General features: G+C 63.8%; 11 protein-coding genes, 2 tRNA genes and 1 pseudogene. 12 read left to right on the forward strand and 2 right to left on the reverse strand.

The window, feature by feature from the left end; translation table 11 throughout:
* Positions 1–312: 312 nt before the first annotated feature.
* The 11 genes and pseudogenes from dnaA to D477_RS06680 all read left to right on the forward strand — a co-directional run bounded on the left by dnaA (position 313) and on the right by D477_RS06680 (position 12120).
* The gene (gene dnaA / locus D477_RS06635) at positions 313–1731 is read left to right on the forward strand and encodes a chromosomal replication initiator protein DnaA (protein ID WP_005268236.1); all 1419 of its coding nucleotides are present in this window, start codon (positions 313–315) and stop codon (positions 1729–1731) included.
* Between the two features lie 495 nt (positions 1732–2226).
* Positions 2227–3351: a DNA polymerase III subunit beta gene (gene dnaN, locus D477_RS06640; protein ID WP_005268237.1), complete on the forward strand. Its 1125-nt coding sequence runs from the start codon at positions 2227–2229 to the stop codon at positions 3349–3351.
* Positions 3352–3408: 57 nt separating this feature from the next.
* A pseudogene (gene gnd, locus D477_RS06645) lies at positions 3409–4319 on the forward strand (phosphogluconate dehydrogenase (NAD(+)-dependent, decarboxylating)).
* A gap of 10 nt (positions 4320–4329) precedes the next feature.
* Positions 4330–5520 (forward strand): DNA replication/repair protein RecF, encoded by a 1191-nt coding sequence (recF, locus tag D477_RS06650; RefSeq protein ID WP_005268239.1) that lies wholly within the window; start codon positions 4330–4332, stop codon positions 5518–5520.
* Positions 5510–6040 carry a DUF721 domain-containing protein gene (locus D477_RS06655; RefSeq protein ID WP_005268240.1) on the forward strand — a complete coding sequence of 177 codons (531 nt, stop codon included), beginning with the start codon at positions 5510–5512 and terminating at the stop codon, positions 6038–6040. The genes recF and D477_RS06655 overlap by 11 nt, the downstream gene beginning before the upstream one ends.
* 246 nt (positions 6041–6286) lie before the next feature.
* Positions 6287–8353 carry a DNA topoisomerase (ATP-hydrolyzing) subunit B gene (gene gyrB / locus D477_RS06660; protein WP_005268241.1) on the forward strand — a complete coding sequence of 689 codons (2067 nt, stop codon included), beginning with the start codon at positions 6287–6289 and terminating at the stop codon, positions 8351–8353.
* A gap of 62 nt (positions 8354–8415) precedes the next feature.
* A complete protein-coding gene (gene gyrA / locus D477_RS06665) occupies positions 8416–11088 on the forward strand; it encodes a DNA gyrase subunit A (RefSeq protein ID WP_005268242.1) in 2673 nt (890 codons plus the stop codon).
* A complete protein-coding gene (locus tag D477_RS06670; protein ID WP_081608494.1) occupies positions 11085–11669 on the forward strand; it encodes a DUF3566 domain-containing protein in 585 nt (194 codons plus the stop codon). The genes gyrA and D477_RS06670 overlap by 4 nt, the downstream gene beginning before the upstream one ends.
* 142 nt (positions 11670–11811) lie before the next feature.
* Positions 11812–11885: transfer RNA gene (locus tag D477_RS06675), tRNA-Ile, on the forward strand.
* A 33-nt stretch (positions 11886–11918) separates the two neighbouring features.
* Positions 11919–12035 carry a DLW-39 family protein gene (locus tag D477_RS23175; protein ID WP_005268244.1) on the forward strand — a complete coding sequence of 39 codons (117 nt, stop codon included), beginning with the start codon at positions 11919–11921 and terminating at the stop codon, positions 12033–12035.
* Between the two features lie 12 nt (positions 12036–12047).
* Positions 12048–12120 (forward strand) — tRNA-Ala (locus D477_RS06680).
* 77 nt (positions 12121–12197) lie between these two features.
* Here D477_RS06680 and D477_RS06685 read toward each other — a convergent pair.
* Both D477_RS06685 and D477_RS06690 read right to left on the reverse strand, forming a co-directional pair.
* The gene (locus D477_RS06685) at positions 12198–13037 is read right to left on the reverse strand and encodes a glycosyltransferase (protein WP_005268245.1); all 840 of its coding nucleotides are present in this window, start codon (positions 13035–13037) and stop codon (positions 12198–12200) included.
* A 95-nt stretch (positions 13038–13132) separates the two neighbouring features.
* Entirely contained in the window at positions 13133–14092 is a 960-nt protein-coding gene (locus D477_RS06690; RefSeq protein WP_005268246.1) for a hypothetical protein, read from the reverse strand.
* Between the two features lie 152 nt (positions 14093–14244).
* Here D477_RS06690 and D477_RS06695 point away from each other — a divergent pair, with 152 nt between their 5' ends.
* On the forward strand, positions 14245–14787 hold the full coding sequence (locus D477_RS06695; RefSeq protein WP_005268247.1) for a peptidylprolyl isomerase: 543 nt from the start codon (positions 14245–14247) through the stop codon (positions 14785–14787).
* The last annotated feature ends 15 nt before the right edge of the window (positions 14788–14802 follow it).

The raw sequence follows: 14802 nt of genomic DNA on the forward strand, positions 1-14802 counted from the left end.
GAGCGCCCGAAACAGACACATAGGACTATGCAACGTTAGGGGTTCCAACGCCTATCCGTCAAACGGGCACTCCACAAGCGTTTATCCACCGGTGGATTAACAGCTGTGGACAACTTGCACTATACGTGCGCCTGTCGGTGGCACACGGACTCGTTTCCCAAGGAAACTTTCCAGCTATCTTCTACTGGAATCATCATCTAACCTTGCAAGAGCACTTTATCCACTGTCTGTGCATAACTCTGTGGATGAAGGCCCCGAATCCGGTACAACCGGACGTGGAGGTTAATGCACGACAGTTATTGAGGGGTGTTAGTGGATACGGACCAGATCAACGACGTCGGGAGTTCCTGGCGTAAGGTCGTCCGGACCTTGGAGCGCGATGACAGGATCAGCCCGAGGAACCGCGGCTTCGTTGGTCTTGCCCAGGCGAAAGGGCTGATCGGGACGACGCTCCTGGTGGCCGTCCCCAACGAGCTCACCCGCGAGGTCTACCAGTCCCAGCAGTTGAAGGGGCCCCTGCAGGATGCGCTAAGGGAAGTTTTCCAAGACGAGATTCTCTGCGCCTTCTCAGTGGACACCGACATGATGGTGTCCGAGCCCGAGCCCGAAGCGGAACCGGCTCCCGTTCCGACGCGCTCACCGGCCGCCGGGGAATTGCGCGCGCAGCCGTCCCCGCCCAGCAACTCCCAGGAGTTCGGCCGGCTCAATCCCAAGTACATCTTCGATACCTTCGTCATTGGTTCGTCGAACCGGTTCGCGCATGCAGCAGCTGTGGCCGTCGCCGAAGCGCCGGCCAAGGCGTACAACCCTCTGTTCATTTACGGTGACTCCGGCTTGGGCAAGACCCACCTGCTGCATGCGATCGGTCACTACGCGCGGCATCTCTATAACGGCATCCGGGTCCGCTACGTAAATTCCGAAGAGTTCACCAACGACTTCATCAACTCGATCCGCGACGACGAGGGCGCGAGCTTCAAGCAGCTGTACCGGAATGTCGACATCCTCCTGATCGACGACATCCAGTTCCTGGCCAATAAGGACGCCACGCAGGAAGAGTTCTTCCACACCTTCAATGCACTGCACAACCACAACAAACAGGTCGTGATCACGTCCGACCTCCCGCCCAAGCAATTGTCCGGCTTCGAAGAGCGGATGCGCTCACGCTTTGAATGGGGTTTGCTCACGGACATCCAGCCGCCGGAGCTGGAGACCCGGATCGCCATCCTTCGGAAGAAGGCGATCAGCGAAGGCCTGTCGGTACCCGATGAGGTCCTTGAGTACATCGCGTCCAAGATCTCGACAAACATCCGTGAGCTCGAAGGTGCACTGATCCGCGTCACCGCCTTCGCCAGCCTTAACCGGCAGGCCGTCGACATGGGGCTGGCCGAGATCGTGCTCAAGGACCTGATTACCGACGACGGTGCACAGGAAATCACATCGGCCACGATCCTTGGCCAGACTGCCGCCTACTTCAAGCTGAGTCTGGAAGAACTCAAGAGCAAGTCCCGGACGCGCACGCTCGTTACCGCCCGCCAAATCGCAATGTACCTGTGCCGTGAATTGACTGACATGTCGCTGCCGAAAATCGGCCAGGAGCTCGGCGGGCGCGACCACACGACGGTGATCCACGCCGATCGGAAGATCCGCGAACTCATGGCCGAGCGCCGGGCGATCTACAACCAGGTCACGGAGCTGACCAACTTGATCAAGCAGCAACAGCGGGACGGCTGAGCTCTCCACAACCCCTGTGGATGCCGGTTCCACGCTGAAATTAACAGGTGTGGACAAACCTGTGGATTCTTAAGTGGAGAACCCGCGCTCAGGGGAGGATAACTCCAGGGGGTACTGTGGATCCCCATAAAGACGCGGATTTTCCTCCACAACCGGTATCGAATTACACAACGGAGCCATGCACACGTTGTAAACAGCCCACTTCCGCGTGCTGACCGCGCCAATTCGAGTTATCCACAGTATCCACAGAAGTTATTAACACTACGAATCACATTTTTTGGCTCTTGCCAAATAACATCTGGTCCCCCCTCCAGGCTTTCCCGGCCCGATCCCACAGGACAACAAGCTCCGATGCGCGAACTACGCCGCGGCGGCTAAGCTTGCACAGAGAATTGTTGTCATTGGCCTTCTGCTGCCGAGCCGCCCCGCCAGGGGCCGGCCGTGTGAGCCAATGACCTTCCCCGGCATGTTCGTTGCGAAAGGCGGCACACTTCAGTGAAGTTCAGAGTTGATCGGGATGTCCTGGCTGAAGCCGTAACCTGGACAGCCCGCTCGCTGTCTCCCCGGCCACCTGTTCCCGTGCTTTCGGGCCTGCTCATCAAAGCCGAAAACGGCATGGTCAGCCTCGCCAGCTTCGACTACGAAATCTCCGCCCGGCTGCAGATTCCAGCTGACGTCAGCGAAGAAGGAACCATCTTGGTGTCCGGCCGGCTGCTTGCGGACATCTCCCGCAGCCTGCCCTCCGCTCCCGTGGACGTGGAGACCGACGGTTCCAAGATCACGTTGACCTGCCGCAGCAGCCGCTTCAACCTGGCCACCATGCCGGTCGCCGACTATCCGGAACTGCCTGCATTGCCGGAAACCAGCGGCATCGTCGATGGCGATGCCTTCTCCGAAGCCATCAGCCAGGTGATCATCGCCGCCAGCCGGGACGACACCCTGCCGATCCTCACCGGCGTCCGGATGGAGATCGAAGACGACCTCATCACGTTGCTATCAACGGACCGCTACCGGCTGGCCTTGCGCGAGCTCAGCTGGCGGCCGGCCACCCCCGGCATTTCCACCAGCGCACTCGTCAAGGCCAAAACGCTCAATGAAGTCGCCAAGACCTTGGGCGGCGCAGGGGACCTCAGCATCGCGCTTTCCGACAACAGCGAGCTGATCGGATTCGAAAGCGGCGGCCGCCGGACCACGTCGCTGCTGGTCGATGGGGACTACCCCAAGATCCGGTCGCTGTTCCCGGAGAACACGCCGATCCACGCAACTGTGGAAACCTCCGTCCTCACCGAAGCCGTGCGCCGCGTCTCGCTGGTAGCCGAACGGAATACCCCGGTACGTCTGGCCTTCATCCAGGGCCAGCTGGCCCTGGATGCGGGCACGGGCGAGGACGCCCAGGCCTCCGAGGCTCTGGAAGCAGCACTTGTTGGCGATGAAATCACCGTGGCTTTCAACCCGCATTACCTGTCGGAAGGCTTGAACGCCTTCAGCAGCAAATATGTCCGGTTCTCCTTCACGACACCGCCGAAGCCGGCCGTGCTCTCTGCCCAGGACGACCTTGAAGGCGAAGACAAAGAAGACTACCGTTACCTGCTCATGCCCGTACGCCTGCCCAACCAGTAACATCCGGTGTGAATCCGCCGCCTGACCGTCCCATCACGACTTGAAAGAGTGGTTTCCATGCATGTTGGCCTGATCGGCTTGGCAGGATGGGCTTCAACATGCGCCAGCGCCTGCGGGATGGCGGGATCCAGGTAACCGGTTATGACCGGAAACCGGAAGTGACCGACGTCGAAAGCGTGGACGAGCTGCTGGCAACTCTTCCGTCGCCGCGGATTGTCTGGCTGATGGTTCCGGCCGGCGCCGTTACGGCTTCGGTAGTGTCCGAACTCGCCGGCAAGCTCGGTTCCGGTGACCTGGTGATCGACGGCGGCAATTCGCGGTTCACGGAGGACCGGAAGCACCAGGAACTGCTGGCGGAACAGGGCATCGGTTTCATCGACGTCGGTGTGTCCGGAGGCGTTTGGGGCCTCGCCAACGGCTATGGGCTGATGGCCGGCGGAGACCCGGAGCACATCCAAACGGCCATGCCGCTGTTCGACGCGCTGCGTCCGGACGGCCCCCGCGAGGAAAGCTTCGTCCATGTCGGTGACATCGGCGCCGGGCACTACGCCAAGATGGTGCACAACGGCATCGAATACGGGCTTATGCAGGCCTTCGCCGAGGGGTACGAACTGCTCGAAGCGAAGGACATCATCAAGGATGTTCCCGGGACCTTCCGTGCCTGGCAGAAGGGCACGGTTGTCCGGTCCTGGCTGCTCGACCTGATGGTCAAGGCGCTGGAGGAAGATCCCGGATTGAGCAGGATCGCCGGCTACGTCGAGGACTCGGGCGAAGGCCGCTGGACGGTGGAAGAAGCCATCGCCAATGCCGTGCCCGCTCCGGCGATCACCGCCGCGGTCTTCGCCCGGTTCGCCTCCCGGCAGGAGGACGCCCCGGCCATGAAGATGGTGGCCGCGCTGCGCAACCAGTTCGGCGGACACGCTGTCCGTGCGCCCGGCCAGCGCCAGCCGGAGAGCGACCAGAAGTAGCCGTTTCGAGTTGTTCGTAGAGTATCTATCCCTGACCGATTTCCGGACCTACCCGCAGCTGGACCTTGCGCTGCGGCCCGGCGTGACCGTCTTTGTCGGGGCCAACGGCATCGGCAAGACGAACATCGTCGAAGCCATTGGCTATCTGGCCTCGCTGTCCTCCCACCGCGTGAGTTCCGACGCACCGCTGGTCCGTTTCGGGGCTGAACGGGCACTGGTCCGGGCCAAGGTGGCCCGCGGCAGCCAGTCCACTTCGCTCGAGCTTGAGCTCAATCCCGGCAGGGCCAACCGGGTGCGCATCAACCGGGCCAACCCCGTGCGGGCCCGTGATTCCCTCGGCATCCTGCGCACCGTGCTGTTCGCGCCGGAGGACCTCGCCCTCGTGAAGGGGGATCCGGGGAACCGGCGGCGCTTCCTCGACGAACTGCTCTCGAGCCTGGTGCCGCATCATGCCGCGACGCGCAGCGATTTCGAGCGGGTGCTCAAGCAGCGCAACGCCCTGCTCAAGTCGGCCCGGGCCAGCGGCCGTTTCACCGCAGCGCACGAATCGACCCTTGAGGTCTGGGACCAGCACATGGCCCAGGCTGGTGCGGCGTTGCTGAGGGGCCGGCTCGATGTGGTGAGGCTGCTCCGGCCGCAGCTGGAAGCGGCTTACGCCTCACTGACCGACGGTTCGAAGGCAGCGCGGGCGGTTTACCGGTCCACCATTGACACCCAGCTCTCGGATGACGGGGAAATAGAGAACGACGGCGGCGTCTCACCTGAGGTGCTGGAGAACCTGAGCGTTCCCGAACTGGCGCAAAAGTACCTGGAGGCATTCAAGCGCCAGCGCAAGAAGGAAGTCGAGCGCGGGGTATCGCTCGTGGGTCCGCACCGGGACGAACTGGAACTGCTGCTGGGGCCGGCGCCGGCCAAGGGCTACGCATCGCACGGGGAGACCTGGTCGATGGCGTTGTCGCTGCGGCTCGCTTCGTACTACGTGTTCTGCGAGGACGACCACGCGCCCGGTGCCACACCGGTGCTGATCCTGGACGACGTTTTTGCCGAACTGGACACCAGCCGCAGGGAGCGGTTGGCAGAGGTAGTCGCCGGCGCCGAGCAGGTGATCGTCACAGCCGCGGTCGCCGAGGACATCCCGGCCGCGCTCCAAGGGGCACAGCTGGTGGTGGTGCCGGGAGGTGTCACCGCCGGTGCCAACTGAGGACCGCCGTCCGGAAGAAAACGACGACGTCGATGCCGCCAAGGCGATGCTGAACCGGGTCCGGCAAGCAGCCGCGAACCGCGGCGAGATGCGCTCACGCGCCGGGAACCGCCGTCGTACTTCCGGCAAGAACAATGCCGAAAGCACCCCGTCCCATGGCGGCGGGCGGGATCCGCAGGGACTCGGCACGGTGTTCGGCCGGCTGGTCCAGACGCGTGGATGGGCCTCTCCGGTTGCCGTCGGATCGGTGATTTCCCGCTGGGACGAACTGGTGGGGGCCGAGATCGCCGCGCACTGCCGGCCGGAAAGCTTCGAGGATTCGACCGTGCAGGTGCGCTGCGATTCGACGGCCTGGGCAACGCAGCTGCGGTTGCTGACCACCCCCCTTCTGAAACGGTTCGACGAAGCGTTGGGCCCCGGCGTCGTTACCAAAATCCACGTCCTGGCGCCCGCCGCTCCCAACTGGCGCAAGGGCAAACGCAGCGCCGGCGGCCGCGGCCCGCGTGATACGTACGGCTGATGTCCCCAACCGGCGTTCCGGCTATTGCCGGATGCGCAGGCGGCGTGTAGAGCGCAGCAGGGGCCGCCGGACATACCGGGCCCCATCGGCCACCCGCGGAATGCGCCAAATGGCATGTTCCTGCCCGTTTAGAGGCAGTTAAGGCATTATTCGACCCTGCGGCACGGTAGAATTGAGGGTGCGGCGCCTTTCCCGTTCGGGAGGGCGCCGGTACATGAGACGGAACTTGAGGAGTCGACGGACACTGTGGCGCAGGACAACGAGCAGGCAAATCCCGGCGCGGAATCCCCGGAGCAAGAGGGCGCAACGGCCCCTGGATACGGTGCCGGCGACATCACCGTCCTTGAAGGCCTCGAAGCTGTCCGCAAGCGTCCGGGCATGTACATCGGCTCGACCGGGCCGCGCGGCCTCCACCACTTGGTGTACGAAGTGGTCGACAACTCGGTCGACGAGGCCCTGGCCGGCTACTGCGACACGATCGATGTGACGCTGCTGGCCGACGGCGGCGTGCGCGTGAAGGACAACGGCCGCGGCATTCCCGTGGACCTGCACCCGACCGAGGGCAAGCCGACTGTCGAAGTCGTCATGACCATCCTGCACGCCGGCGGCAAGTTCGGCGGGGGCGGCTATGCGGTGTCCGGCGGGCTCCACGGTGTGGGCATCTCCGTGGTCAACGCGCTTTCCAGACGGGTCGAGACCGAGATCCGGCGCCAGGGCTTCACCTGGCATCAGTCCTTTGCTGACGGCGGCAAGCCGGTGGGACAGCTGCGGAAGGGCGAGCCGACTGAGGAAACCGGCACCATGCAGACCTTTTGGCCGGACCCGGAGATCTTCGAGATCACCGAGTTTGACTTCGAGACGTTGCGCGCGCGCTTCCAGCAGATGGCGTTCCTGAACAAGGGCCTGAAGATCACCCTGACGGACGAGCGGCATCCCGAAGCCAACATTGCCCCCGACGAAGACGTGAACCTGGACGCTCCCGTCACGGACGTGGAGACCACGCCGGAGCACCGCCAGGTTGTGTACAAGTACGACAACGGGCTGCTGGACTACGTCACGCACCTGAACTCGTCGAAGAAGGTGGACGTCATCCACCCCGACGTGATCGCCTTCGAGTCCGAGGATACGGAACGCAAGCTCTCCCTCGAGGTGGCGATGCAGTGGACCAGCTCCTATTCGGAGAGCGTCCACACCTACGCCAACACGATCAACACGCACGAGGGCGGCACCCACGAAGAGGGCTTCCGCGCTGCGATGACGTCGCTGATCAACCGCTATGCGCGGGACAAGAACCTGCTCAAGGAGAAGGACGACAACCTCACCGGCGACGACATCCGCGAGGGCCTGACCGCGGTGATCTCGGTCAAGCTGGGCGAGCCGCAGTTCGAGGGCCAGACCAAGACCAAGCTGGGCAACTCGGAGGCCAAGGGTTTCGTCCAGCGCGTCGTCACCGACGAACTCGGGGACTGGCTGGAGCGCAACCCGAACCTGGCCCGCGATGTGATCCGCAAGTCGATCCAGGCATCGCAGGCCCGCCTGGCCGCGCGCAAGGCACGCGAGTCGACCCGCCGCAAGGGCCTGCTGGAGTCCGGCGGCATGCCGGGCAAGCTGAAGGACTGCTCCTCCAAGGATCCGTCCAAGTCGGAGATCTACATTGTGGAGGGTGACTCGGCGGGCGGTTCCGCCGTGCGCGGGCGCAATCCGGAGACCCAGGCGGTGCTGCCGCTGCGGGGCAAGATCCTCAACGTGGAACGGGCCCGCCTGGACCGTGCCCTGGGCAATGCCGAGGTCCAGGCCATGATCACCGCGTTCGGCGCGGGCATTGGCGAGGATTTCGACGTCGAAAAAGCCCGGTACCACAAGATCGTCCTGATGGCGGATGCGGACGTGGATGGACAGCACATCACCACGCTGCTGCTGACCCTGCTGTTCCGCTACATGCGGCCACTGATCGAAGAGGGCTACGTCTACCTGGCGCAGCCGCCGCTGTACCGCATCAAGTGGTCGAACCACCCGCACGATTATGTGTACAGCGACCGGGAACGGGATGAGGTCGTCCGCAAGGGCCTGGCCAACAACCAGCGCCTGCCGAAGGAGAACGGCATCCAGCGCTACAAGGGCCTGGGCGAGATGGACTACACGGAGCTGTGGGACACCACGATGGACCCGGACCACCGCACGCTGCTGCAGGTCACCATGGAAGACGCCGCGGCCGCGGACCAGATCTTCGCCGTCCTGATGGGCGAAGACGTGGAGTCGCGCCGCAGTTTCATCCAGCAGAACGCCAAGGACGTGCGGTTCCTGGACATCTAGTCCGGCCGGAAGACCGCACCCCAGCCCTGGCGGCTACAGACTTTCACAGAAGGAACTGATTAATGAGCGACGAAGAGACTCCCGATCTGCCGGAGAATGCCGGCGGGGACGTTCCCGTGGAAGGGGAGGTGCTGACGGACCGGGTCGAGCAGGTGGACCTGCAGACCGAGATGCAGCGCTCCTACCTCGACTACGCCATGGCCGTCATCGTCGGCCGTGCCCTGCCGGACGTCCGTGACGGGCTGAAGCCGGTGCACCGCCGGGTTCTCTATGCCATGTTCGACGGCGGCTACCGGCCCGAGCGCGCGTTCAACAAGTGCGCGCGCGTGGTCGGCGAAGTCATGGGCCAGTACCATCCGCACGGCGACTCGGCCATTTACGACGCCTTGGTCCGCCTGATCCAGGACTGGACCATGCGCTATCCGCTGGCCCTCGGCCAGGGCAACTTCGGTTCGCCCGGCAACGATGGGGCGGCGGCTCCCCGTTACACCGAAACCAAGATGGCTCCGCTGGCCATGGAGATGGTTCGGGACATCGACGAGGAGACCGTCGACTTCCAGGACAACTACGACGGCAAGAACCAGGAGCCGACGATCCTGCCGGCGCGGTTCCCGAACCTGCTGGTCAACGGCTCTTCCGGCATTGCAGTCGGCATGGCCACCAACATCCCGCCGCACAACCTGCGCGAGGTCGCCGACGGAGTCCAGTGGTACCTGGAGAACCCTGGCGCCAGCCGCGAAGAGCTGCTGGAGGCGCTGATCCAGCGGATCAAGGGCCCCGATTTCCCGACCGGAGCCCAGATCCTGGGTCACAAGGGCATCGAGGACGCCTACCGCACCGGCCGCGGGTCGATCACCATGCGCGCCGTGGTCAACGTCGAAGAGATCCAGGGCCGTACATGCCTGGTGGTGACCGAGCTGCCCTACCAGGCGAACCCGGACAATCTGGCCATCAAGATCGCCGAGCTGGTCAAGGACGGCAAGATCTCCGGCATTGCGGACATGCGGGACGAGACGTCCGGCCGCACCGGCCAGCGCCTCGTCATCGTGCTCAAGCGCGACGCCGTCGCCAAGGTTGTCCTGAACAACCTCTACAAGCACACGCAGCTGCAGGAGAACTTCGCCGCGAACATGCTGGCGATCGTCGATGGCGTGCCGCGGACCCTGACGCTGGACGCCTTCGTCCGCCACTGGGTTGCCCACCAGCTGGAAGTCATCGTCCGGCGTACGCGCTACCGCCTGCGCAGGGCCGAGGAGGAAGCACACATCCTCCGGGGCCTGCTCAAGGCGCTCGATGCCTTGGACGAGGTCATCGCCCTGATCCGCGCGTCCTCCACCACGGAGGAGGCCCGGGAGGGACTGAAGCAGCTGCTCGATATCGACGACGACCAGGCGCGCGCCATCCTGGACATGCAGCTGCGCCGCCTGGCTGCACTGGAGCGCCAGAAGATCCAGGACCGCCATGCGGAACTGGAGCGCATGATCGAAGAGTTCAACCGGATCCTGGCCTCGGAAGAGGTCCAGCGGGGCATCGTCAGCGACGAGTTGGGCGAAATCGTCAACAAGTACGGTGACGACCGGCGGACCCAGATCATGATGGGCTACGGCGGGGACATGAGTGTCGAGGACCTCATTCCCGAAGAGGAGATGGTCGTGACCATCACCCGCGGCGGCTATGTCAAGCGCACCCGCAGCGACAACTACCGTTCGCAGCAGCGCGGCGGCAAGGGCATCCGCGGGGCGCAGCTGCGCGGCGACGATATTGTCGACCATTTCTTCGTGACGACGACGCACCATTGGCTGCTGTTCTTCACGAACCAGGGGCGGGTCTACCGCGCCAAGACCTACGAACTCGCCGAAGGCGGACGTGACGCCAAGGGCCAGCACGTTGCCAACGTGATGGCGTTCCAGCCCGACGAACGGATCGCCCAGGTCCTGGATCTCCGGGACTACCAGCAGGCGCCGTACCTCGTCCTGGCCACGAAGCGCGGACTGATCAAGAAGACCCGGCTGGAGGACTACGACACGAACCGCTCGTCCGGCCTCATCGCCATCAACCTGCGCGACGGCGACGAGCTGGTGTCCGCCCGGCTCGTGTCGGAGTCGGATGACCTGATGCTGGTTTCGCGCAAGGGCCAGTCCCTGCGGTTCACGGCCACGGACGAAGCACTCCGGCCGATGGGCCGGGCTACTTCCGGCGTGACCGGCATGAAGTTCCGCGAAAGCGACGAACTCCTGGCCGCGGATGTCGTGACGGACGATTCGTTCGTCTTCGTTGTGACCGAGGGCGGCTACGCCAAGCGCACCAAGGTCGAGGAGTACCGGGTCCAGGGCCGCGGTGGCCTGGGGATCAAGGTCGGCAAGTACCAGGAGGAGCGCGGACATCTCGTCGGCGCACTGATTGTCCAAGAGGAAGACGAGGTACTGGTCGTGATGGCCAGCGGCAAGGTGGTCCGGTCCAGCGTGACCGGCGTTCCGGCCAAGGGGCGCGACACGATGGGCGTCATCTTCGCAAAGCCGGACAAGAAGGACCGGATCATCGCCGTCGCCCGGAATACCGAGCGGAACCTGGGGAACGGCGACGACGAGGACAGCGCGGATGATGCCGATGCTGCAAACGGGGAGGCCTTGGAATCTGCGCAGCCGCCCGCCGATGAAGTACCGTTGAATGCAGACCAGACGCCGGTTGAGGCCGAAGGTTCAGAGCAGGCGCCCGAAGACGGAGGTAACGAGTGAGCACGCCTAATACGCCACGGTCGGGCACCCGGCCGGCAAATGCCCCACGGGCGGGAGCAGCTCGCAGTGCCACTCCAGCCAAACCGACCCAGCGGCCGTCAGCCGGGGCGGCACAGAAACCCGCCCCCAGCGGCCGTCAGGCACCGCAGCGGCCTGCCCAGCGCCCGAGCGGCCAGAATAGCCGGCCAGGCTTGGTGCGGCCGGCTCCGAAAGCTAAGGCCCGCCGCGCCCGGCTCCTGGTCAGCAAGGTGGATCCGTGGTCGGTGCTGAAGATGGCCTTCCTGCTCTCCGTTGCACTGGGCATCGTCACCGTCGTCGCATCGATCGTGCTGTGGACCACGCTGGACATCACAGGGATCTTCGATCGGGTCAATGACCTGTTGACCGAGATAGCCGGCACCGAGGGCGGCGCCTTCGACCTTCGGGCCTACGCCTCACTGGGCCAGGTCGCCTCCTTCGCAACCATTATTGCCGTCGTCAATGTGGTCCTGCTGACCGCACTGGCCATGCTCTCCGCGGTGCTCTACAACATCTCCGCGACCCTGGTCGGCGGCATCGGCGTGACGCTGACCGACGACTGACACACCAAGCAGGAAGCCCCTCTCCCGTACGGAGAGGGGCTTTCTCCGCCTTCGGGACCGGCTGTCACGACAGCGGCCCCGGCCCGATTTGAAGTTGCGCGGCTGTGTGCTGTAAAGTCTTATTTCGGCCCGAGAGGCAAGAGGGCGTATAGCTCAGGCGGTTAGAGCGCTTCGCTGATAACGAAGAGGTCCCAGGTTCAAGTCCTGGTACGCCCACGGAAATCCTGTTCCGATCACCGGGAGGACACTGTGAAGAAGTTGCTGGTTTTGGCAGCGGCGGTCGCAGGCGCCCTCGCGTACAAGAAGTGGCAGGAATCCGAAGCGGAGAAATCCGCTTGGAGCAAGGCGACCGACAAGGTCGATTAGCTCAAACCCTTCGGGGGCATGGCGCAATTGGTAGCGCACCTGCTTTGCAAGCAGGGGGTTAGGGGTTCGAGTCCCCTTGCCTCCACCGAAAGAAGATCCCGGCCATAACAGGCCGGGATCTTCTGCTTTACCGGGGACTCCCCCACGACACGGGACGGAACCTTAGATCCCGCCCCGCGGCGCCACCTGCTTGGTGCGGGCCTGGTGGACCCTGCGCAACAGCTTGGCCGGGTAGTACACGCCCATGAAGATGAGCCTGGGGACCTGCAGCACACGGTTCTTGATCTTGTGGTTCGCATAGGTCCGGTCAAAACGCGTCACGTAGTACCGGTAGTCCTTGGGAGAGTCTTCGAGCCGCCGCGCCGACATTCCGCTGACCATTTCCGGGACGTAGAGGATCTTCAGCGCGTGGTCGGCCAGATGGACGGACACATCGATGTCTTCATGCATCTCGTCGGCTTCGTCCCGGCAGACGTCCTGGCGGATGATGTCCCAGGCACCGCGCCGCAGGGCCATGTTGGAGCCGAACAGGAAGTGGTATTGCTTTTTGGCCAGCTTCAGGACGAACCGGCGCATCCGGTCGTCGGCCTGCAGGCCAAAGCGCCTGAGCGGCATGTCGTAGTACAGCACCGGGCCGGTGGCGGCCATGACTTCGGGGTCCATGAAAGCCTTCTGGACCTGCTCAACCCAGTCCGGCTCGAGGACGGAATCGGCATCGATCCGCCCGATGACGTCACCAGTGGCCTGGTCCAAGCCGAAATTGCGGGTAGGAATGAGGCCCTGCTCCTCGTCCTGGTGCAGCAGCTTGATCGGGGCATCCGGGTATTCGCCCTGGACCTGGCGGACAAGTTCAGCGGTGCGATCCGTGGACATATTGTCGACGACGATGATTTCGGCCGCTGGCACGGACTGGTAATGCGCGGCGAAGAGGCACTGCCGGATTACCGACTCCTCATTAAAGGCAGGGATCACAATCGAGATGCTCGGCTTGGCTGTCTCCACGCCCTGAATCTACCAGCCTCCGTGCTCCAAGACCGGCCGACAGCAAGAAGGGGCCCCTGCCAAAGCAGGAGCCCCTATGGCGGACCGGCTGAACCCTACAGAGAGGTGTCCTTGCCGTTCTGCTTTTCGTTGGCCTTCTCCGCATCGTTGGATGTTGCCCGCGCGACGCGAGCAGCACCTTCAGCGGCGGAATTGGTCTTGGTAGAGGCTCCGCTGGCATCGTGGGCGGCCTCGGCAGCCCTCTTGGCTGCGTCCTCGGGAACGTCGGCAGCGTGTCGCGCTGTGCCACCCGCGGACGCCGAGCTGGTTTCCGAAGCCGGCGTCAGGCCGACGGTCTTGGCTGTTTCGCCAGTGGCGGTTGCCGAAGTGCTGGGCGCAGCGGCCGGGGTGGGAGTGACCGGTGTCTTCCACGGGTCCTCGACGGGACGTGCAGCACGCCAGGCGGCAATACCGGCGGCCACGGCAGCGCCGATGACTCCGATGACCAGCCAGGCCTTGCCCTTGCCGGACTTCTCTTTCTTCTGCAGTTCCTTTGCCGCTTGCTTCGCTGCTGCTGCAGCGGCTTTTTGGGCCTGCCGGACGGCCTTCTTGGAACCGGTCAGCTGGATGGCAGCAGTCTCGGTTTTTCCTGAAGCGCTCTTGTCCAGGCTGCGGGTGACGGTGTCGGCAGCGGATCCGAGCTTGGTGGAGAGGGTCGGAATGTAGTCTCCGACCACCCTTTCCTTGGCGTGGGTCAGGGCCGGAGCAGCCTTATCCAGCGTCACCTGGAGCCGGGGCGCTGCATCATCGACGATCTGGGAGATGCGCGGGGCGATCTTCTCCAGTTCTTCCTGGATCTTCGGGGTCACTGTGGCCACGCCCAGCGACAATTCGTGGGCAGCCTTTTGGATGCCTTCCTGAATGCGCGGGGACGCGCTCTCGATGCCTCGCTCGATCCGCGGGACGGCCCATTCCTTCGCCGCCACCACCCGCGGTGCTGCCCACCCACGCGCACCGGCAACACCGGTCGCCCGGGCTGCCTCAAGATCACGGGTAATTCGTTCGGTCTTCTTCACTACTACCTCCCGGAGATGGTAACGGTCCACCCACAGCCTACTTTGTGCCCTCCGGGCGTGCTATGCCTCTCAAGGAATACTCAGGATTTTCACTGAACGCGGAACCTTGCTGCTCTGGGCGTTTCGTCAGAGGGGCGTGGAAGAATGAGCCTATGACTGCAATTCCTACAGCCAAAGCCACTATCCATACGAACCACGGCGACATCGTGGTCAACCTCTTCGGCAACCACGCCCCCAAGACGGTGAAGAACTTCACCGGACTGGCCACCGGTGAAATCAAATGGACGCATCCCGCGACGGGAGAAGAGTCCAACGCGCCGCTGTATGACGGCGTCATCTTCCACCGCATTATCAAGGACTTCATGCTCCAGGGCGGCGATCCCCTGGGTCAGGGCGTCGGCGGTCCGGGCTACCAGTTCGACGACGAGATCAACCCGGACCTCGATTTCACCGAGCCCTACAAGCTCGCCATGGCCAACGCCGGCATCCAGGGCGGCCGCGGCACCAACGGATCGCAGTTCTTCATCACGACTGTCCCCACCACTTGGCTGCAGGGCAAGCACACCATCTTTGGCGACGTGACGGACGAAGCCTCCCGCGCCGTCGTCGATAAGATCAACAACGTGGCCACGGACATGCGCGACAAGCCGCTGGAAGACGTTGTCATCCGGAACATCACGGTCGAGAAGCTTTAGCCAGATCATCGTCCC

The sequence above is a fragment of the Arthrobacter crystallopoietes BAB-32 genome (genome assembly GCF_000328305.2).
Taxonomy (GTDB): Bacteria; Actinomycetota; Actinomycetes; order Actinomycetales; family Micrococcaceae; genus Crystallibacter; species Crystallibacter crystallopoietes_A.

Bases quoted from the DNA above. Each gene is read 5' to 3' on its own strand.
- D477_RS06695 (WP_005268247.1), top strand. From the start codon at position 14,245: ATGACTGCAATTCCTACAGCCAAAGCCACTATCCATACGAACCACGGC.
- gyrA (WP_005268242.1), top strand. From the start codon at position 8,416: ATGAGCGACGAAGAGACTCCCGATCTGCCGGAGAATGCCGGCGGGGAC.